This window comes from Endozoicomonas arenosclerae (genome assembly GCF_001562015.1).
Classification (GTDB): Bacteria; Pseudomonadota; Gammaproteobacteria; order Pseudomonadales; family Endozoicomonadaceae; genus Endozoicomonas_A; species Endozoicomonas_A arenosclerae.
In genome coordinates, this window is sequence record NZ_LASA01000051.1 from 193,745 (window position 1) to 213,745 (window position 20,001).

The 20,001-nt window shown below is 49.3% G+C and carries 15 protein-coding genes and 2 pseudogenes; 6 read left to right on the forward strand and 11 right to left on the reverse strand.

Translation table 11 applies throughout. The features are described 5' to 3' along the window. Positions 1–161: 161 nt before the first annotated feature. The gene (locus WG89_RS03990; RefSeq protein ID WP_062261587.1) at positions 162–974 is read right to left on the reverse strand and encodes an NRDE family protein; all 813 of its coding nucleotides are present in this window, start codon (positions 972–974) and stop codon (positions 162–164) included. A 154-nt stretch (positions 975–1,128) separates the two neighbouring features. Next, the gene (locus tag WG89_RS03995) at positions 1,129–1,875 is read right to left on the reverse strand and encodes a class I SAM-dependent methyltransferase (protein ID WP_062261590.1); all 747 of its coding nucleotides are present in this window, start codon (positions 1,873–1,875) and stop codon (positions 1,129–1,131) included. 57 nt (positions 1,876–1,932) lie between these two features. On the opposite strand from WG89_RS03995, the gene WG89_RS04000 reads away from it, so the two are divergent. Continuing rightward, positions 1,933–2,733 (forward strand): carbon-nitrogen hydrolase family protein, encoded by an 801-nt coding sequence (locus WG89_RS04000; protein ID WP_062261593.1) that lies wholly within the window; start codon positions 1,933–1,935, stop codon positions 2,731–2,733. A gap of 52 nt (positions 2,734–2,785) precedes the next feature. Further along, positions 2,786–4,426: a hypothetical protein gene (locus tag WG89_RS04005; protein ID WP_062261596.1), complete on the forward strand. Its 1,641-nt coding sequence runs from the start codon at positions 2,786–2,788 to the stop codon at positions 4,424–4,426. A gap of 14 nt (positions 4,427–4,440) precedes the next feature. On the opposite strand, the gene ppk1 is transcribed toward WG89_RS04005, so the two are convergent. Continuing rightward, the gene (gene ppk1 / locus WG89_RS04010) at positions 4,441–6,615 is read right to left on the reverse strand and encodes a polyphosphate kinase 1 (protein WP_062261599.1); all 2,175 of its coding nucleotides are present in this window, start codon (positions 6,613–6,615) and stop codon (positions 4,441–4,443) included. A gap of 314 nt (positions 6,616–6,929) precedes the next feature. Then, positions 6,930–7,928 (reverse strand): porphobilinogen synthase, encoded by a 999-nt coding sequence (gene hemB, locus WG89_RS04015; RefSeq protein ID WP_062261744.1) that lies wholly within the window; start codon positions 7,926–7,928, stop codon positions 6,930–6,932. 236 nt (positions 7,929–8,164) lie between these two features. Between hemB and WG89_RS32775 the strand changes: the two genes are divergently transcribed. The 4 genes from WG89_RS32775 to WG89_RS04030 all read left to right on the forward strand — a co-directional run bounded on the left by WG89_RS32775 (position 8,165) and on the right by WG89_RS04030 (position 12,357). Further along, positions 8,165–8,833 carry a TVP38/TMEM64 family protein gene (locus WG89_RS32775; protein ID WP_342669244.1) on the forward strand — a complete coding sequence of 223 codons (669 nt, stop codon included), beginning with the start codon at positions 8,165–8,167 and terminating at the stop codon, positions 8,831–8,833. A gap of 6 nt (positions 8,834–8,839) precedes the next feature. Further along, positions 8,840–10,318 carry a dihydrolipoyl dehydrogenase family protein gene (locus tag WG89_RS04020; protein ID WP_342669245.1) on the forward strand — a complete coding sequence of 493 codons (1,479 nt, stop codon included), beginning with the start codon at positions 8,840–8,842 and terminating at the stop codon, positions 10,316–10,318. A gap of 81 nt (positions 10,319–10,399) precedes the next feature. Beyond that, positions 10,400–11,989 (forward strand): hypothetical protein, encoded by a 1,590-nt coding sequence (locus WG89_RS04025; protein ID WP_062261602.1) that lies wholly within the window; start codon positions 10,400–10,402, stop codon positions 11,987–11,989. A gap of 8 nt (positions 11,990–11,997) precedes the next feature. After that, positions 11,998–12,357 (forward strand): hypothetical protein, encoded by a 360-nt coding sequence (locus WG89_RS04030; RefSeq protein ID WP_062261605.1) that lies wholly within the window; start codon positions 11,998–12,000, stop codon positions 12,355–12,357. On the opposite strand, the gene WG89_RS04035 is transcribed toward WG89_RS04030, so the two are convergent. The 7 genes and pseudogenes from WG89_RS04035 to WG89_RS04055 all read right to left on the reverse strand — a co-directional run bounded on the left by WG89_RS04035 (position 12,354) and on the right by WG89_RS04055 (position 19,995). After that, positions 12,354–12,932, reverse strand: coding sequence for a hypothetical protein (locus WG89_RS04035; RefSeq protein ID WP_062261608.1), 579 nt, complete (start codon positions 12,930–12,932; stop codon positions 12,354–12,356). The two genes, WG89_RS04030 and WG89_RS04035, sit on opposite strands and share 4 nt — an antisense overlap. Positions 12,933–13,146: 214 nt before the next feature. After that, entirely contained in the window at positions 13,147–14,385 is a 1,239-nt protein-coding gene (locus WG89_RS04040) for a sterol desaturase family protein (RefSeq protein WP_062261611.1), read from the reverse strand. A gap of 206 nt (positions 14,386–14,591) precedes the next feature. Then, positions 14,592–15,557: pseudogene (locus WG89_RS04045) on the reverse strand (sigma-54 interaction domain-containing protein); the annotation flags it as partial. Positions 15,558–15,701: 144 nt separating this feature from the next. Beyond that, positions 15,702–15,998, reverse strand: a pseudogene (locus WG89_RS32855) (response regulator); the annotation flags it as partial. Beyond that, positions 15,971–18,982 (reverse strand): ATP-binding protein, encoded by a 3,012-nt coding sequence (locus tag WG89_RS04050; RefSeq protein ID WP_079253642.1) that lies wholly within the window; start codon positions 18,980–18,982, stop codon positions 15,971–15,973. The gene WG89_RS04050 and the pseudogene WG89_RS32855, both read right to left, overlap by 28 nt. Then, positions 18,972–19,148, reverse strand: coding sequence for a hypothetical protein (locus WG89_RS31070; RefSeq protein ID WP_172806705.1), 177 nt, complete (start codon positions 19,146–19,148; stop codon positions 18,972–18,974). The genes WG89_RS04050 and WG89_RS31070 overlap by 11 nt, the downstream gene beginning before the upstream one ends. An 85-nt stretch (positions 19,149–19,233) precedes the next feature. Next, on the reverse strand, positions 19,234–19,995 hold the full coding sequence (locus WG89_RS04055; protein ID WP_062261617.1) for a hypothetical protein: 762 nt from the start codon (positions 19,993–19,995) through the stop codon (positions 19,234–19,236). Positions 19,996–20,001 lie beyond the last annotated feature (6 nt).

Here is a 20,001-nt window from a genome sequence, read left to right on the forward strand (position 1 = left end):
CTCCTGTAAAGGAATAGAGACAAATCAATTGTGATAAAGCCTAGAGCCTAGCTGGTTTTAGTCATTCTGTTATTTTTTTTAAGCAGACCACCGTTCTGTATGCACCGATCAGAAGCTATATAGACACCCTTTCAATTCACAAGAAATGAAAGGGGCCGAGTTCAGGGTTGCTTGGAGTGGTTTACAGGATTGATGGATGAGTGCCACTGAACGGGAAACTTCATTGAGAACTGGAATTTTTGGCCGTCCTCACCCTTGGGCTGATACATCTGTTCTGTCCAGCTCAATCTTCCCTGCCGGTCGAGAATAAGAACACTGGTGTTACGAGTGCCATAGTTTTCGCTGGCGATAAAACAGCTGGATAAAAACTTTTCCCGCTCCTGACCCACACCGGTTTCCGGCAACTGATCATCAGGGGCTTTGGTGCCATTATGCATCATGGCGATCAAATCATCCGGCTCAGGCTTTTGATGCTGTTCCAGATGCTGCTCCAGGCCCTGACGCACTCTTTCCAGCTTGGGCCAGGGCGTGTTCAGAAGATGGTTGCTCAGGGCATGGAAACCTGGTTTAAGAGAGACAACACTGCCCATCCGATTGGAGTAGTAATACAAACCGCTTGCATCACCAACCAGCAGGTTGAAGCCAGAATACTGATCGGCAGCACTGTGAATCTGGCTCAGGTATTCCTTGGGTGAAAGCTCACTGCTCAGAAAGTCACTGACCAGTGCTCCTCTAGAAAGTACACCGGGTCGAATAGGAAACTCCCTGAAATTAGTGACAGCAGCAATACGGCCTTTGCGGCTCAATGCCAGCCAGCTGCCGCCTGCTTCCAGATCTCGGCCACCGAGAATCTCAGGATTGTCTTCCCAGAAGTGGACCGTTTTAGCCGGTCGCTCATAAAACTCATCGCGGTTGGCCACCAGAATCAGTGGGTATTGGGCATCCGGTTGCCAGGACAGGGAAATCAGACACATAGCTGGGAATCATCTCTTTTTTATCTGCACTGCTTATCTCTTATAAGCAGTCTGGAGCTGAAAATGTCGCTTGGCGAACACTGAAAATATCTACAGTTACACAATAGCGACGCTCTTTTATAAAAAGATATACGGTGCTTTAGCTCATTCTGATTCAAATGTTATCACATCCATTATCGGGTTTTCTGGCGACCACTAAAATCCGTTCCTGCACTGTTTTGATCTCACCCTTCTTGTCTTGTTGATCAATCAATCGCTGAAGCGTTCTGCTGTCTTTTACTGGGTCGAAGTTTCTGACGATGGGCACTTGCTCCAAAAAGTATTTCAGTGCTTCAGGGCTGTACCAGGTTCGCCATCGCCCAATACGAATGGAAAAGCAGTCTGTGAGCTGACGAATTCGGTTGTAGCGCTGGATGTAGACTGAGTGATCAATAAGGTTAAGGCTTTGTCCTCGCCAGCCGTCTTCATCCCGGCCAAAGGCTTGCTTGATGCTGGCCTGATCTCTTTCTGTCGAGGTTTCCAGAAGGTAGTAGCCTCCAGGCTTAAGAACTCGGAACACTTCTTCTTCAACGGCATTTGGCGCCATGATCGCGGTGACGAAATCAAAGCTTTCATTTGGAAACGGAATACTCGATGACCGCCCTTTCAGCAGACCTACATGTTTAAAGCTGGACTTCAGAATATTTTCCTGAGCTTTGGCGAGCATGGAGTCATTGATTTCCAGTCCGGTCAGGGAGTTGACGTGTTTCGCTAAAGGAAGCCACTTAAACAGGCTGCCGCAGCCTAAATCCAGACAGTGAAAGTCTGGTTGGCAGATGCCCTTTATTTCTTCTTGTATGTTCCAGGGTCTGGGCTCCTGCCTGCCGCGAATCAGTTGGGATTCATAGTCGGTAAATGCCATTTCGTTTCATTTCTTATTAAACTGGAGAAGTTAATCTATAGCAGAGGGGGAAAGACAATGAGTAAAACGATAACCGCTGCTGTGGTCCAGATGTGTTCTGGGCCGGATGTTCAGGCCAATTTGAAACAGGCTGATGACCTTTTGTCTGGCGTGGATATATCTCCTGAACTGATTGTTCTGCCGGAATGTTTTGCCCAGATGGGTGGGGATATTCCCGTTCTGGGTAAAAACAACAGTGTTGTTAGAAACTGGATGTCTCGAGTGGCTCGACAGTCAAAAGCCTGGCTGGTGGGAGGCTCCATTCCCTGTGTGGTCAATGAAGGAGAAAACAGTCGGGCTTCCTGTTTTGTATATGACCCTGAAGGCCTTGAAGTGAGCCGTTATGACAAGATTCATCTGTTTAATGCGGATGTTTCTGATGGCACAAATCGGTACCGGGAGTCTGACGATTACTCTGCCGGTTCGGACCTTGAAGTGATTGATATGGATTTCGCCAGAACCGGACTATCCATTTGCTACGATGTTCGTTTTCCTGAACTTTACCGAAAGCTCCGATCGGAAGGGGCTGAAATCTATACGGTGCCTTCAGCTTTTACCAAAGTGACCGGTCAGGCACATTGGGAACCTTTGCTACGAGCCAGAGCCATTGAAAATCAATGTTATATTTTGGCGGCCAATCAGGGGGGGATTCACCCTAATCAGAGGGAAACCTGGGGGCACAGCATGATTATTTCTCCCTGGGGAGAGGTTCTGGCAGAAGCCGGTGAAGATCCCTGCGTGCTGATGGCTGAACTGGATATAAAGGCACTGAGGGAAATCAGGCAACAAATGCCCTGTTTTGACCATCGGGTGCTGTGATTGCTGTATTTCTATACTTTCAGTATTCAAGAGTAAATGACAGGACGTCATCATGCCTTCTCAAGGAATCAATCCCGGTCAGAATATGTTTCGTTCCGACAGTACTTTGACGAATTCAACCGATTCGGAGTGGGGTATTGATCCTGATGATGAACTGAGAATTTCTGCCGGGAAATCACTGGAGCTCAACAAAAAGGTGGGTGCCTTCAGGGCAAGAACGGTTAAAGAAGTAGAAAGTAAGCAGAAGCACTTTAAGCCTCCCGAGTCATCCAAAGATGGGCCGGTTAATAATCAGCGCTTGAAGTATGTCTGGCTAAGAGGCGTAGGCAAGTTGATGGGGCTGTTCGGCAAAGAGACAGCGGTCTACCAAAAGCCATTAAAAGACATCGCCTACCCAAAGCCCAAGCCGGAGCCCCTTGAGAATCCCGATGAGGTTCAGGTAGATATTTTTACACCGGATAAGAATCTCGCTAATTATCTGACGGGCTCCGATCCAGTCTTTGTTAGACCTGAAAGTGATCGTCCACTTTTCAATGCCAGTGAACCCATTCCTGAAGATGTCAGACAATCCGATAGCCGGGCAACTTGTTACCTGTTAAGTGCTCTGGCTTCCTATGCGGCTTCACCTGTTGGCAAGCAATTGCTGTTGAATAATATCCACCCTTTAAAGCCGGGCTATGCTCTGGTCAGGTTTCATGACCCGGGTCTGGAGCAGGCCATTCAGGTGATGGTGAAAACGGATCGTCTGGTGGACGAGCAGGGGACGGATTTATATTCCTTTGATAATGAAAGTCAGGCAGGCTGGGTCGGTACTGTTGAAAAAGCTTTCCATGCCTTTCGCACTTCTATGAAAGAGCGTATTGAAAGTTTTAGCAGGGTTGCCAAGAGTGACAAGGATCGTGAGGCTGAAATCCACTTTAACGCGCTTTTAGAGGATTTGATTGATAAAGGTGAAGATCATACGACTCTGGATCACTCTCATATCTTTAAAGCCATTCGCTTTCTGCCACCTATGCCTGAGGGCAAAGTACCTAAAGGTTTGACTCAGGATTTCCACTCTCCGGTCCTGTTCAATCAGGATGACCTCTCAGACAAGCAAAGCCTGGAACTACTGAAAGCGAATGTTGAAAATGGTGTGCCGATGATTCTTGGCACTCGCAGTGGTGTTGTTGGAATGGCCAATGCTATTCAATCGGGTACTCCTACTGATCATGCTGTTGCGGTATTGGGACCGGCAACCGCTATGGCGAATGGGAAGCCTGTTGAAGGCTTGCTGATTTATGATACCTATGGTGATTCGCTGGATGGTGGCAGTCAGGTGGATCATTTTTCCCCCACTCTGAAACCCGTAAGGCAGGACAGTGGTATTGGGTCAATGCCTTCGGACAGTCCCGCTCTTGCTTCAGAGTTTGAAGCTGCCTTTGAGTGGGTCGACCTTCCCGATATGCCTTCTCCTGAGTCAGACCCGGAGCTGGACGGGTTTGATGTAGTGGGTCTGGACGATCTGCTGGAAACAGATGAAGTGGAAAATGATTTTGGTTTTGAAAAAGTGGAAGGCTCTGGAGATAAGCAGTTATTAACCAAAGCATCCGGAAGGGCCGTTCGATTCTTTCCTTACAGTGATCTGCACAAGTACTTCTCAAGAGGTGCAACGGCAGTAGGAGGATTCAGGCCAAAGCAAGCTTCAGCCTGAACAATAAAGCCCGATCAGTGAGCGTAATTCGCCAGTGTTTCCAGCAATCTTCTCTGGGCATTTCTACGACGCTGGCCTCTTGATGGTTTGTTCTGGAGGTAGTGACCATCACTTTGCAGTTGCCAGCTTCTGGTGTTGTCTGAAACGTACAGTTCCAGCTCTTTCTTCACCCGAGCTGATAGCTTGGGTTCCTCTATCGGGAAGCAGGTCTCAACACGCATATCCAGATTACGCACCATGCCATCCGCACTGGAACAGTAAACGCGGAAATCTCCTTCGTTTTCAAAGTAGAAGACCCGGGTATGCTCCAGAAAACGGCCAACAATAGAACGTACCTGAATATTATCAGATAAGCCCGGAATACCAGGACGCAGACAGCAGATGCCACGAATGATCAGCTGGACCTCAACGCCTGCCTGAGAAGCGCGGTAAAGCGCCTTGATCAGGTGGCTTTCAGTCAGTGAGTTCACTTTAATAATGACGCGGGCAGGCTTGCCTTCTTTGGCATTAGCGGCTTCCTGATTGATCAGTTCGATCAGGCTTTTCTTCAGCGTGAATGGGGCATGGAACAGTTTGCGAACACGTACCGCTTTACCCATGCCGGTCAACTGCTGGAAGATTTTTCGAACATCATTGGTGATGTCCTTATCGCAGGTCAGCAAGCTGTAGTCGGTATACAGTCGGGCGTTTCCGGCGTGGTAGTTTCCAGTACCCAGATGCGCATAGCGTTGGATCTTCTTGCCCTCGCGACGAACAATCAGAATCATCTTCGCATGGGTTTTATAAGCCACGACGCCATAAACAATAACGGCACCGGCTTCCTGAAGTCTTCTGGCCAGAGCCATGTTTTCTTCTTCGTCAAAACGGGCACGAATTTCTACGATAACGGTGACTTCTTTACCCTTTCTGGCAGCTTCTACCAGAGCATCGACCATTTCTGAGCGGGCACCGGTTCGATACAGGGTTTGTCGGATGGCCAGAACATTGGGATCTTTGGCGGCCTGGCGCAACATATCCACAACCGGCGTGAACGACTCGAAGGGGTGATGCAAAAGGATATCGGACTTGCGAATAGCGTCCAGTACATTGACTGAACGGTTGCTTCGGGTCTGAAGAGCCTTTGGGTAGCCGGGTGTAAAGCTTGGGAACGTCAGATGGTCAAACTCAGGCGCTTCCTCGTTACAGACAGACATCATGCGGGTCAGGTTGACCGGACCGTTTACACGGTAGAGTTCATCGTCTGTCAGGCCAAACTCTTTCAGCAGGAAATCAACCAGTGGCTGGGGGCAGTTATCCACAACTTCCAGACGCACCGCTTCACCGTAACGACGGGAGAGCAATTCACCCTGCAGGGCTTTGGCCAGATCTTCTACTTCATCTTCAAGGTCCAGGTCACTGTTTCGGGTCAGTCGAAACTGGTAACAGCCCTTGATGGTCATGCCCGGGAAAAGATCCTGCATGTGCAAGTGGATGATAGACGACAGGAATACATAATTTTTGCCGCCCTTATCACAGACATCATCAGGCAGCAGAACTACCCGAGGAAGGGATCTTGGTGCAGGAATGATTGCCATACCGGTTTCGCGGCCAAAAGCATCCTTACCTTCCATCGCCACGATAAAGCAGAGGAGCTTGTTGGCCAGTCTTGGGAACGGGTGAGCAGGGTCCAGTCCAATAGGGCTGATGATCGGCATCACTTCGTTGTAGAAAAAACGTTTAATCCAGGCTCTTTGTTTATCGTTCAACTGGTTGCGACGAATAAACCGGATGCCCTGCTTGGCCAATCTGGGCAGCAGCTTATCGTTCAGGACTTCATACTGAAGCTGAACATTTTCCTTAGCCTGGTTGCTGATCTCTTTCAGTACGGCCTGGGGACCCAGTCCATCCAGACCTACCTGTTCACGGGCAAACTCAATCTGCTGCATCAGGCCGGCCACACGGATTTCAAAAAACTCATCCATGTTAGAGCTGTAAATCAGCAAAAATCGGAGACGCTCTATCAGAGGATGATCGTCATTCAGTGCCTGTTCCAGTACGCGACGATTGAACTGCAGGTGGCTCAGCTCCCTGTTGATGTAGTATTCCGGGTTGCTGAGGTCGGTAATGCGTGGAGCAGGGGCTGCTGGCACCAGGCTCTCTTTTGCGGTGTTCTGGGATTCGGGGAGTTCCCGGTCTTGTGAATTATCCATGGGACCTCTTACTACATCGGTAATGGCGACAGTAGCCGGATTAACTGTGGATTGTTGTTGTACCGCGATTGTACGATGTTTTGCTGGCTGAGTTGAGTAACAAACCATCAGAACTTATGAAATTGCCAGTGGTATCAACGCCTCGCACCGAAGCGGCTGAAAAATGTTGATACCCAATCGCTGGCTCGAAGTATTTAACAAAGCGATATGACAGTCTTATGACAATCAAGCACAGTTCATGCCAGAGCTTCCAGATACGCTCTTCATTGGATTGTACCTGGAGCCTTGAGTTCCCTGGAATGACCGTAATCCCGTTATTGTTTCAGCAAACGGGCTGCTTCCTTTGCATAGTAAGTCAGAATGGCATCGGCTCCGGCACGTTTAAAGCAGAGCAGAGACTCCATCATGATCGCATTGCGGTCCAGCCAGCCGTTGGCAATAGCCGCCTGATGCATGGCGTATTCACCGCTGACCTGATAAACAAAAGTGGGTGCCTTGAACTCATCTTTTGCTCTTCTAACCACATCCAGATAGGGCATGCCGGGCTTCACCATAATCATGTCCGCGCCTTCATTCAGGTCAGCGGCTATCTCATGCAGTGCCTCATCAATGTTGGCCACATCCATCTGGAAGTTATGTTTGTTGCTCTTGCCAAGGTTGCCAGCAGAGCCCACAGCATCGCGAAATGGGCCATAGTAGCTGGAGGCATATTTAGCGGAGTAAGCCAGAATACGGGTATTCAGGTGGCCAGTTTCTTCCAGCCGGGTACGAATAGCAGCAATTCTGCCGTCCATCATGTCCGAAGGAGCCACAATGTCTGCTCCGGCTTCAGCATGAGACAGAGCCTGCTTGACGAGCACATCCACTGTTGGGTCGTTCACAACGTAGCCAGTTTCATCAATCAGGCCGTCCAACCCGTGGCTTGTGAAAGGGTCCAGCGCTACATCAGTAATAATGCCCAGCTCGGGCAGCTTTTGCTTTAGCTCACGAACCGCTCGCTGCACCAGACCTTCCGGATTCCAGGCTTCTGCTGCATCGTCTGATTTTTTTTCGGCAGGAGTGACCGGGAACAGGGCAATGGCCGGAATACCCAGCTCCAGAAGCTCTTCACCTTCGCGAATCAGTTCATCGACCGTCATCCGCTCAATGCCGGGCATGGAAGGGATGGCTTCCCGGTGGTTCTGACCTTCCAGAATGAATACGGGGTAGATCAGGTCATCCGGACTGAGGCGATTTTCACGCATCAGGCGACGGGAGAAATCATCAAAACGCATCCGTCTTGGACGGCTGGTTGGAAAAGGTCGCTGGATCATGTTCGTACTCGTATAGCTATTGTCTTTCATCCGTTAGTGCCAGTACTAGCCTGACCTGAAGGGAGATTCTACTCCATAGGTGGGAATGTCCCGTTCATGACGTTTGAAACCAAATGAGTGTGGCTAACGTAAAGTCTGACAGGCATTATACGAAAAAGACTCGATTTAAGCAGTCTATGGATTCTCCCCGAAAAGCCGTTAAACAGTTCGGGAGATTTCAGGCTAAGGGCAAATTTATGAATAAAAGCAAAGTCATCCTGTTATTGGCCATTGTCGCAGCCATAGCGGCCTTCTTTATGCTGGATGCACAGCAATACCTTACTCGCGAATATTTTCAGTCGCTCTACAGTGATAATCCGGTACTGACCGTAGGCGTATTCTTTGCCATCTATGTGGCGGTGACGAGTCTGTCTCTGCCAGGTGCTGCTTTGCTGACTCTGGTGGGCGGAGCCATATTCGGACTGACCACAGGACTGATCGTGATCTCCTTTGCCAGCACGATTGGCGCCACACTGGCTTTCCTGATTTCCAGAACCCTGTTGCGTGAATGGGTTCAAAACAAGTTTGGCAACTACCTTGAGACCATCAATAACGGGGTTGAGAAAGATGGACTGTTCTATCTGCTGACTCTGAGATTGATTCCTGCTGTCCCATTCTTCGTGATTAACCTGGTGATGGGCCTGACTCCCATGAAAGCCAGAACCTTCTACTGGGTCAGCCAGCTGGGCATGCTGCCCGGTACTGCTGTTTATGTGAATGCAGGGGCTCAGTTAGGGCAGGTTCAGGAATTGTCCGTCAGTGGCATTCTGACACCCGGACTGATTGGTTCTTTCGTATTGCTGGGGATCTTTCCCTGGTTGGCCCGTAAAGGGATTGCTCTGGTCAAAAAGAATAAAGGGGAGTAATAAGTCATGTTTGGTAATTCCGGTGTTTACAAGGGCTTCAGGAAACCCCGCAAGTTTGATAACAATCTGACGGTGATTGGAGCAGGTTCAGCAGGTCTGGTGAGCAGCTACATTGCTGCTGCGGTGAAAGCAAAAGTTACTCTGATCGAAAAGCACAGAATGGGTGGCGACTGCCTGAATACAGGCTGTGTTCCCAGCAAAGCACTGATTCGTTCGGCGAAAATGGCTCACTATATGAAGCGTGCCAATGAGTTCGGGTTGGAAAATGCCCAGGCGGATGTGAATTTCTCAGCGGTGATGGAGCGGGTTCAGTCTGTGATTAAACAGGTGGAGCCTCATGATTCGGTAGAGCGTTATACCGGTCTGGGCGTGAACTGTGTCACCGGCGCTGCCAAGCTTGTCAGTCCCTGGGAAATTGAAGTGGATGGCAAACGGATTTCCAGCCGCAATATCATCATTGCCAGCGGTGGCAGACCTTTTGTGCCACCGTTACCGGGTGTTGAACAGATCACTCATTACACGTCTGACACCATCTGGGACATTCGGGAGAAACCTGAAAAACTGCTGGTGATTGGTGGAGGCCCTATCGGTTGTGAATTAACCCAGGCTTTCACGCGTCTTGATGTGAATGTTATCCAGCTGGATCATGGACCTCGTTTGCTGCATCGGGAAGACCCGGATGTTTCCGTAGAGGTGATGAGCCAATTCCGTAAAGACGGCGTTGATTTGAGGCTAGGGCATGAAACCCGCTCATTTCATAAAGACGGTAACAGACAGTGGCTGGTGGCCGAGCATGAAGGGCAAAAGGTTGAAATAGATTTTGATGCAGTTCTGTTTGCCACTGGACGTAAAGCCAATACCGGAAGCCTTGGACTTGAAACGCTAGGTATTGAAACCACTGATCGTGGAACCATCGCCGTCAACGAACACCTGCAGACAAGATTCCCTAACATCTATGCCTGCGGTGACGTGGCAGGTCCTTACCAGTTCACCCATGCTGCGGCTCATCAGGCCTGGTATGCCTCTGTAAACGCGCTATTTGGACGCTTCAAGAAATTCAAAGTCGACTATTCCGTCATGCCCTGGTGCACCTTTACTGATCCTGAAGTGGCCAGAGTGGGGCTTAATGAAACAGAAGCCAAGGAACAAGGTATTCCCTATGAAGTGACCCGTTATGGCATTGATGATCTGGACAGGGCCATTGCTGATGAAGAAGCCAGAGGGTTTATCAAAGTTCTGACCAAGCCGGGCAGCGATAAAATTCTGGGTTGTACCATTGTCGGTTATCACGCTGGCGAGCTGATTACAGAATACATCACAGCGATGAAGCACGGTCTTGGCATGAACAAGATTCTGGGCACCATTCATATCTATCCAACACTCAGTGAGTCCAACAAGTACGCTGCCGGTGAGTGGAAGCGAGCTCACGCTCCAGAAGGCTTGTTAAAGTGGGTTAAAAAGTACCACGACTGGATGAGAAGCTAGTCTATCCAGCCCCTGACTGTACTAGATTTATGGTAAAGGGCCTCTTGATGGAGGCCTGCTTACAGGGAAGTCAGGAGCAAGATGCCCCAACCCAGCATTTCACAATCAGGGATTTATCCTACCCTCCCCAAAACCACAGGAACGGATTCAGCCCCTGTTACTCCGCAGAAGGCTGAAAATCCCGGCCGCCTTAATCGTGACTCTTTAACCACTGTTGATCCAAAAGTCAGCCTGAATAATGGCAGCCTCGAACCTTCCAGTCTCTCTGGCAGTAGCTTGTCTGATCATGACATCCAGGTGGTTTCGCCCGAAGATGTTGAGAAAAAACTGCCCTCTGAACCTTCCCGTGAAGAACAGCTTTTTTCCAAAGCCAGTGATATCCGGGAAAGGGTTTCTCTGGCAGGCTCCAGAGCAAGACCTCGAGTAGATAGAAGCAGCAAAGACGCCCTGGCATCTGCTTTGAAGGATGCTAATTCATCATTGAAGGAAGCTAAAAAGCTTCAATCTGAAGCTCACAGTCTGGCCAAGCAGGGTGTGCTAGAGGAAAACCTGTTGGATTCGGGTCTTGGTGGTAAGAGAATGACTACGGCTGAAAGACATGCCAGCTGGGCCGCCAGCGAAGCAGATCATCTGGTCAGTACCCGTAAGCAGGAAGTGAAAGATCTGGAGCAGGCTCAAAAAGACCTGAAAACAGAGAAAAAGAAGGCTGCAAAGGCTGATAAGAGAGCCCAGCAGGCGTTACATAGTTTGCAAAAAGATGCTTCGTCTCTGGGTAGGTCGGTACCCAAGATTTGCAGTAAAGTTGTTGCAGCTAAAGATCAGTCCAGCAAAAGGTTGGGAGAAGAACTCAAATCTCTGGAAAGGGCGTTGAAGAAAGCCAATGCTCTGGCAACCCATGGTGAAAAGCTACTGGTCAAAGCTGATGAAAAACAAATGAAGCACGGGATTGATGCAACATCTGTAAGAACTGTTGTTCAGCATCATGTTTCAGAAGCCAAAACGGAAGCGGCTCGACTGGAAGTTGAAGTGGCCTCATTGAAGAAAAAAGTGAAATCAGCCCGCAAATCTGAAAAAGAAAGCAGGCACGCGCAGAGAGAAATCGATAAAAGTATTAAGCAGCAGGAAAGAACTGAGAGACAATCCGTAGGGAAAAAGTCGAAACCATCGGAAAAAACAAACGTTAGAGATGAGACTCAGCCAAAGGATGTAAAGCCAAAAGATGAAGAAAAGCAGCCTGAAGCTTCCCAGCCTCCTGTGAAAAAAACCAAAGCCACTAAGAAGGGGCGTGCAAAGCCAAAAGGATTACCAGCGCTTGACCCTAGTAAGACCCAGATGAGGGCTTTTCTCAAAGGAGTAACGCCGAACAAAGGTATGAGTGCCCGGGCGCTGGAAAAATCCATAGACGATGTGCGCAGGCCTAATGATTACCGACAGACATTGGCTGATATAGGCGCTTCAGGTCTGGATGTGAATGAAAAACTCAGGCTCAGGTCCAATCTGAGTGCTGCCATGCTGGGAGCTATGAGAGATCCTGAACAGTTCAAGTATTTCGACAAGCCTTTCATTGAACATATTATGTTTGGCAATAGTATGGTTGAGATCCAGAAGCAATATCCTGAGTCGGTGAAAAAAGATATTGAGAGAACCGAAAAAGAGACAAGGAGGAGTTAAGAGTATTCATGGAATCTGACCATCTGGAGCAACTCCAACAGAGAGTCACTGAGGCAGAAGCCTTTGAAGCTTCGATTCTGAGAAACCTGGAAGAAACCCAGCATCGGGTGGGTGAGTGCTCTGAGAGGCTGACCCGTTTGAATGGCCAGATGGCCATGCTGGAATCCAGTCAGGAAGCGGATCAAGAGCTGGCGAAGAAAATGGATTTACTTAAAACTCAGCTGGATGACGCTGAAGATGCTTATCGCGAACAGACTTCCCAAGAGTCCAGGCTACAGAAGATGGAGCTGGACGCCATCCATCATCTCAAGGTGGCCAGAAATGAGCTGAAGATTGCCCAACTCAAGTCTGGCTCTCAAAGTGATTAAAGATCCTCTTTAGTATTCCTTTCCGGAGGAGGTGTCAGTGGTAGCTCATTGGTTATGGTAATGGCTTCATCACTGCAATCCCAGGTCCATGCTTTATGACCACTGAGCTGAACATGGGCTTCCATGAGCAAACCTTTTGTGAAGTTGAACTCCCTGATAATCCAGCCAGGGTTACCCCCTGAATCATCCCCATGAGTGATCCTGAGATTTTCTGAACGAACGACATAGGTAGGGTAATGATGGTCATTAAAGGTCATTCTGATGACATGAGAGTTATTCAGACTGGTGGCTACATCTTTGATATGGCCCTGTTCCTGAGATGAGAGGGTTTTTGCAGGGAGTTTATTTTCCGTGGCAGTACCGCTAGCCGGATTGGCTGAATCCAGCCTCATCAGGCATTTGCCAAGATCAACCGTACCATACAAACCAATACCTTGATTAAAAACGGCTTCAACAGCGGTACTGGCATTGTCGGCATAATCCGCATATGTGGATGGGCTGAGAGTAAAAATCAGGCCTGAAAGTGCAATAAGGGATGGCCTACGGCACAAGCCTTTTAGATGAGGGGACTTCATGATGAATTACTCAATGAGGGGTTCGACAGGTTGCGAATGCAACAAGGAAACTATAGGCAGTGTTCAGCTATCTTCCATTGAGTTAATAGCTTGATCTGTTATGAAACGGGCTGGGTTTAGCTATAAGTGAATATTTTTTCTTATTTGTATCAGGTGTTGGTCTTTTCAGTAGAACAGCCCCAAGTGTCTTCGGACTGTTCTATGACGAGCACTATCAGGATTCTATGGCGGCAGTGCCTGATTCATGTTTGTCGGAAAACACGCGAAGACAGGCTAGAGAGGCTGCCGTAATCACTATTAGTCCTACCCAGACTATTGAAGCTACTGGTAATAATGCTGCTGTTCCTGCCAGAGCGATGCCTGTGATGCCAAAACGGAGACATTCCAGTTTCATGGCCTGATCCGGCTTTTCCATAACAGTACCGTTCAAGACAAGGTTTATACCCAGCACAGTAATCCACAGAGCATCAAACCAGGTGGGCGTAGTATGGTAAACAGCCATCAGTCCCGTCGTAGCGATAATCAGGATGAAGAACTGTACGCCTACATAGATCTGTCGGGAGCGTGAGAGCGTTGGGTCGTAATTCTGGTAGCCATGGATGTCCGGCATTTTCATAGGCGCTGCGACATCAGCGGGTCGATACCCTGTTTTTTTGAACCAGAGAGTGAATTTGTCTTTCCAGCTTTTCGTGGCCCTGGCGTCCTTCCACATATCACTGTACAAGTGCAGATTAGCCCAGAAAGGGTTCCAGCTTCTCAGTGGTTTCAAAGTGCCGTATCGAATGGATTCATAATTCTCGTCTTCTTCCTGGAACGTCCCGAAAATCCTGTCCCAGATAATGAAAACGCCTCCGTAGTTCTTATCCAGATATTTACGGTTCTTAGCGTGATGTACCCGATGGTTGGAGGGGGTGACAAAAAAATTCTCGTACCATCCCAGTTTTTTAATATGACGGGTATGAACCCAGAACTGGTAGAGCAGGTTGATCAGTCCAACGGTGAAAAAGACCAGTGGAGGAATACCCGCCACCGCCATGGGAATATAAAACAGCCAACCTAATAAAAATTTTGAACTCGACTGTCTCAGAGCCGTGGTCAGGTTGTATTCCTCACTTTGATGGTGAACGGCATGGGCAGCCCAGAGGATATTGATTTCATGACCCATGCGATGAGTCCAGTAGTAGCAGAAGTCATAGAAGACAAAAGCGACGATCCAGACCCATAGCTCTGAGCTGTCAAATTTAATCGGGGCGAGGAGTGAGAATATTCCGGTGTAGATCGCAATCTCAACAATCTTGGAGATGATGCCGCTGGTGATACTCATCATACCGGCACTGAGGCTGTTGATGGCGTCGTTCAGACGGTAGTAGTCTTTTTTCCTGATAATGGTTGCCACTACTTCCATGACAATCATCACCAGAAAGATCGGGATGGCGTAAACGATTATATCCACAGGTGCAGTCCATTCGCAGCGAAACGCTGCTTATTGTTATTTTTTTATCATGAAACATTTTCTCTCCCGGAGGAGAAAAAAGGTTTCTTTCGCTCATGGCTGTTTTCTTTTTCCTGGAGGTTTTACTCCGGAAAATAATGTCGGTGCACCTGCTGTTTTATCACAATGCCTGAAAGATTGCCTAATCAGGCGACTTAATGCTCCACTTATGCGGAGGCTTTCTTTCGGGGGATGCCCAGTCTCTGCCGGCGTTCCCAAAGGGTCTTACGACTGATTCCCAACTTCTGGGCCAGTTCGGTTTCTGTCATCTGGTCCTGATGCTCCAGTACAAAGCGCTGGAAGTAATCTTCCAGTGACAGGCCATCCTGGGTTTCAACTACGTTATCACTGCCTGCACTGCTGGCATCCGCTCTGAACAAAGTGGATTTGACCTGCACATCCAGATCCAGAGTTTCCGGTGTGATGATGTCGTCGTCGCAGAGAATAACCGCCCGCTCAATGGCGTGTTCCAGTTCACGAACGTTACCCGGCCACTGGTGCTGACAAATCGCTGCCATAGCTTCCGGAGAGTAGGAATAGACTTCCAGCTCCATCTTGTTGCAGACCTTTTCCAGCAGCTTTTCTGCCAGCATCAGAACGTCATTGCCCCGCTCCCTCAGAGCCGGGATTCTCAGTTCAACGACTTTGAGACGGTAATAAAGATCTTCCCGGAATTCCCCGCTGGCAGACAATTGACGCAGGTTTCTGTGGGTAGCTGCTATGAGTCGTACATCCACTTTCTGGGATTGCACAGAGCCTACTCGACGGATTTCTCCTTCCTGCAATACCCGCAGCAGGCGAGCCTGAGCCTCAAGAGGCAGTTCGCCAATTTCATCAAGGAAAAGTGTGCCGCCATTGGCGGCTTCAATCAGACCGGTTCTGGCCGCATTGGCTCCGGTAAATGAACCTTTTTCGTGACCAAAGAGTTCGGATTCAATCAGAGTTTCAGGGATCGCGGCACAGTTAACAGAAATCATCGGACCGTTAGAGCGGCGACTGTTTTCATGGATCGCCCTGGCGACCAGTTCCTTACCGGTACCGGACTCACCCTGAATCAGGACTGTGGCACCCGTTGGCGCTACTTTGCGGATGCGTTTGAACAGCAGCTTCATGGCATCACACTGTCCCAAAATGCCGCTGTAGCCAGAGTCGGCGTCACAGACTACTTCTTCTGTAGATTTATCCGGCGTGGCTGGCTTGCGAGCCATAATGGCAGCCACACGCTCCAGCATTTCAGAGTGATCAAAGGGCTTGGCGATGTAATCCACCGCGCCCATTTTCATGGTGCTGACGGCAGAGTTCAGGCTGGCATAACTGGTCATGATCAGGACCGGAATGCCTTCAGCCAGATTGATCATCTCGGTGCCGGGAGAGCCGGGCAGGCGCAAGTCACTGATGATCAGATCAAAATCTTTCAGAGTGTATGACAACTCAGCTTCATGAACAGAACCTGCTTCGCTGACGGTGTATTCGTTTCTTTCCAACAGCCTTCTCAGTGAAGCACGAATAATCTCTTCGTCCTCAACAATGAGAATATTGCCCTGGTTCATACGGTTTCCCCCTCCTGCTCCCATGAGTCATGGGGCTGATAAGTCATATAACCATGCTGCTGCCTGATGCTCTGCGGCTCATGACGCGGCAGGGAAATTTCAAAGCGTGTACCTTTTTCCAGATTTTTATCGGTTGGGCTGATGACCTTGATGGTACCAAAGTGTTCTTCAATGATATTCCAGGTCAATGCCAGGCCAAGGCCTGTTCCTTTGCCGGCCTCTTTGGTGGTGAAGAAGGGTTCAAACAGACGCTCCTGAATGCTGACAGGAATGCCGTGACCCTGATCTTCTACTTCGACCTTGACGGTATGGACAGAAGCTGACGTTCTGATCGTGATAGTGCTCTTCTCATCAGAAGCATCCACTGCGTTGTTCAGCAGGTTAATAAACACTTGCTGCAGTTTCTGTTGATCACCCGTCACTTTGTGTTCTGGATCACACAAGTTAAGAAAACTGATATTGCTGCTCTTTCGTCCAAGTTGCAACAGGCTGATGGATTCCTGCACGCTGGTGAAGAGATCTACAGCCTCATGGCTGCTTTTTTCCGAGCGATTTTTACCGTTATGGGAATAACTCATCAGCATCTGGACAATTCTGGAAACCCGTTTGGTCTGTTCCAGAACCTGCCCCGCCACTTCCCGGGTATCGGCTTCTTCAGAAAGGGCTTTCAGCTCCTGGGCAAGACAGTCGATGGCGGTAACCGGGTTGCCTATTTCATGGGCGACACCTGCCGCCAGCTGTCCAATAGACGCCAGTCGCTCACTGTGGAATAGCTGATCTTCAAGCATCTGGTTCTCTGTGTAGTCTTCCAGAAGCATAACCTTGTTCCCACTGGTACCGGACACCGGCGCTTCAATATTGGCCTTATGAAGATTAAAGAAGCGTGTCTGTCCGTTAATTTCTATACCGTGTTTGGGCAGATGTTTACTGTCTATCTGGGCAAAATTGCTGAGTATTTTATTCCAGGGCTCTGCAATCCGGTTGAGAGGGCTGCCCAGAACATCGGCAGCCGGAATCTCGGTGAGTTGACCCATAGCCTGGTTCCAGAGCATGATTTCTCCTGCTGCATCCACTGAACATAAAGCCATGGGCAGGTTGTTCAGGGTGTCTCGATGGTACCGTCTCAGATCATCCAGTTCTCCGGCCAGCCCGCTCAATCGACTGTGGTAGGCTTCCAGCCGGGATTCCATAAAATGAATATCCTGGGCGACATAACCCTTGTTTTCATCCCAGGGTAGAAAGGTATCTACAATGTCGTGTGCTACGGTAGGACCCATCAACCCCGAGAGGTTCTTTTCGATCCGTTCCCTTAAACGACGCAGGGCATGGGGGCGGCTTTCATCTTCCCGCATGTTCAGATCGCTCAGTGCCCGGGAGACTTCTTTATGGGCAACCAGACCTCCCAGGGGTTTGCTCAGCATTTCATGAAAGTCATGGGCAGATTTGGCTTCAGGCACCTTCTGCTCATTGCGACTGTTGCTTTCTACCTCACAGGCACTGGCTGCAGAGCGCTCTTCCGAGGACATGCTGGTGAAACTGGAGACCAGATAAATCAGCACAGCATTGGCCGTCAGTGACGTCATGCCAAGCCAGTGCCATTGTTGATAAAGATAGTTCGAAACTTTCGCCATTGCGGCACTGTATAGGCTGAAGTCGACCATCTGTGGCAGCATCATGGTGAAGAACCAGATAGCCGTGCCGACGATCAGGCCTGAAATAAAGCCTTTGTGATTCGCTTTGGGCCAATAGAGAACACAAAGCGCACCCGGCAGCAGCTGTAAGGCTCCTACGTATGCGATGACACCCAGGTTGTAGAGTGCGTGCTGGGCTTCAAGCATACGGTAAAAGCCGTAAGATCCCACAATCAGAGCCAGAATAATGAACCGCTTGAACCAGGTCAGCCAGCGATAAATATTGACCTCTACCTGAATATGCGGCGGATAGTAAGGCAGCACGATGTGATTCATGATCATGGAGGACAGGGCCAGCGTGGTAACAATGGTCAGGCCACTGGCTGCAGCCAGACCTCCAATATAGGCAACAATGGTCAGCCATGGCATATCCAGAGCCTGACCGATAAACAGCGGGAAGTAATCAGCTGCAACTGGACTGTCCAGTTTAATGCCCGCCCAGAGAATCAAAAGTGTTGGCAGGCTGAGTACCAGCAGGAACAGGGGTAATGCCCAGCTGGCGATATGCAGAGATCGGCTGCTGCGATTCTCTGCAAAGGTCATGTGAAACATATGAGGCATGACAATGGCTGAAGCAAAAAACATCAGTAACATGCTGCGCCAGGGGCCATCTTCCAGAGGGGTTTGCATCTGGGTCAGTGTGTCCTGATTGGTTGCAAGCCAGCTTTCTACACCATCAAGACCATTGAACACTTCAAAAAGGATGACCAGACCCAGAGTCATCATCACCAGTAACTTGACCAGAGACTCAATGGCAATCGCCATGACCAGCCCCTGATGTTGATCACGGGTCGATAAATGTCGGGTTCCGAACAGGGCTGCAAAGAGCGTCACCATGATGCAAAAGACAATAGCGAGCCGTTCCGGAGAATATTCCTTGCTGATAAGGTGAATACTGTCGGATACCGCTTGAATCTGTAGTGACAACAAGGGCATGGTCGCTGTCAGCATCAATAAGGTAGCGAGGGTACCGGCTACCGGACTTCGAAACCGGAAGGCAAATAAGTCGGCCAGTGAGCTGAGCTGATAGGTTCGAGTAATTCTTAAAATAGGGTGGAGCAGCACCGGGGCTAAAAGAAAGGCCCCACTCACACCAAAGTAAAAAGCCAGAAAGACATAACCGTGTTCACTGGCAATCCCCAGACTGCCAAAGTAAGCCCAGCTTGAAGCATAAACACCAAGAGACAGAACATAAACGGCGGGATGCTGGGTAATTTTCTTGGGAATCAGACCTTTCTCGGTCACCCAGGCGCAAAGAAAGAGAGCCAGTAAGTATACGACGCTGACCAGTAGGAGTTCTTCGAGTTCAAAACTCATCCGACTTCCCCCTGGGCTGCAGCAGGAAGCCTGCAAGAATTACGATAAACCAGAGAATCCAGGGTTGATACCAGCTATCGCCGGTCGTAATCCACCATCCCATGATGGCGGGAGAAAAAAGATAAATGCTGATGACCAGGAGCAGAACCAGACGATAGATGTACATGAAACTTCAGTACGAGTTTGATATCGGACTGTCCATGTTAACCAGTGTTGCGATAAACCGCAAAGAGGCTGAGTATTGTTAGCTATTAAACACTCGGTGGATTGTAAGTCACCCAGTAAACCATATTGCCCGGGCAATCTTCGCCCAGCACGTCGTTCATTAATTCATTGGCTTTCAGGTCGCCCATTTTCTTGAGCCAGGCGGTGTCATCCAGCTTTTCTTCCAGGAACCAGCTGGGCAGGGCGTTGATGCGTTTATCGTAATAAGCCAGAGGGAATTTCAGATCTCTTGGCAGTCGGGTTCGCTTGATGCTCAAAGCTGCGTCGCACCGAACCACCAGGCTTTCTGCCACTTGTCTTCTTTTGCGGACATAGTTGCCCGCTTCCCTGCGATACTTGTCTTCGTAGGGACCCATCAATTCTTCGTAGCGATTTTCAATGCAGTGGTCATAGGCCCGACTGACTTCGTCGTTTTGGTAACCCATGATCTTGCAGGCTTCTTTGACTCGCTCACGGAACTCCCGGCTGATTTGCAGATACCAGGGAGCATGAGGTCCAAGAATATCCTGGGCTTCCTGGTTGGCTACAAAAAACAGGTTTTCATCCGGGGTAAAGCAGAGGGCAGCATCTTGGGAATTGACGGCATCAATTTTGGTGAGATCGGGTTCTTTACCGACGGCGCTTTCCCTTTCAAATCGGGCTTTCTGGCAGAACTCTGAGTCAGTGATGTCGACGGCAGCTCCCGGCATGGGAGTGATTTCCTGAGGGGTAATCGCCAGTGTATGGGGAATAAAAAGTAATGTGGCAGCAGGCAGCCACCGACGCACAACCTTGTTGATAACGGACATATCCAC

Bases quoted from the DNA above. Each gene is read 5' to 3' on its own strand.
- WG89_RS03990 (WP_062261587.1), bottom strand. From the start codon at position 974: ATGTGTCTGATTTCCCTGTCCTGGCAACCGGATGCCCAATACCCACTG.
- WG89_RS03995 (WP_062261590.1), bottom strand. From the start codon at position 1,875: ATGGCATTTACCGACTATGAATCCCAACTGATTCGCGGCAGGCAGGAG.
- WG89_RS04000 (WP_062261593.1), top strand. From the start codon at position 1,933: ATGAGTAAAACGATAACCGCTGCTGTGGTCCAGATGTGTTCTGGGCCG.
- WG89_RS04005 (WP_062261596.1), top strand. From the start codon at position 2,786: ATGCCTTCTCAAGGAATCAATCCCGGTCAGAATATGTTTCGTTCCGAC.
- ppk1 (WP_062261599.1), bottom strand. From the start codon at position 6,615: ATGGATAATTCACAAGACCGGGAACTCCCCGAATCCCAGAACACCGCA.
- hemB (WP_062261744.1), bottom strand. From the start codon at position 7,928: ATGATCCAGCGACCTTTTCCAACCAGCCGTCCAAGACGGATGCGTTTT.
- WG89_RS32775 (WP_342669244.1), top strand. From the start codon at position 8,165: ATGAATAAAAGCAAAGTCATCCTGTTATTGGCCATTGTCGCAGCCATA.
- WG89_RS04020 (WP_342669245.1), top strand. From the start codon at position 8,840: ATGTTTGGTAATTCCGGTGTTTACAAGGGCTTCAGGAAACCCCGCAAG.
- WG89_RS04025 (WP_062261602.1), top strand. From the start codon at position 10,400: ATGCCCCAACCCAGCATTTCACAATCAGGGATTTATCCTACCCTCCCC.
- WG89_RS04030 (WP_062261605.1), top strand. From the start codon at position 11,998: ATGGAATCTGACCATCTGGAGCAACTCCAACAGAGAGTCACTGAGGCA.
- WG89_RS04035 (WP_062261608.1), bottom strand. From the start codon at position 12,932: ATGAAGTCCCCTCATCTAAAAGGCTTGTGCCGTAGGCCATCCCTTATT.
- WG89_RS04050 (WP_079253642.1), bottom strand. From the start codon at position 18,982: ATGAGTTTTGAACTCGAAGAACTCCTACTGGTCAGCGTCGTATACTTA.
- WG89_RS31070 (WP_172806705.1), bottom strand. From the start codon at position 19,148: ATGTACATCTATCGTCTGGTTCTGCTCCTGGTCATCAGCATTTATCTT.
- WG89_RS04055 (WP_062261617.1), bottom strand. From the start codon at position 19,995: ATGTCCGTTATCAACAAGGTTGTGCGTCGGTGGCTGCCTGCTGCCACA.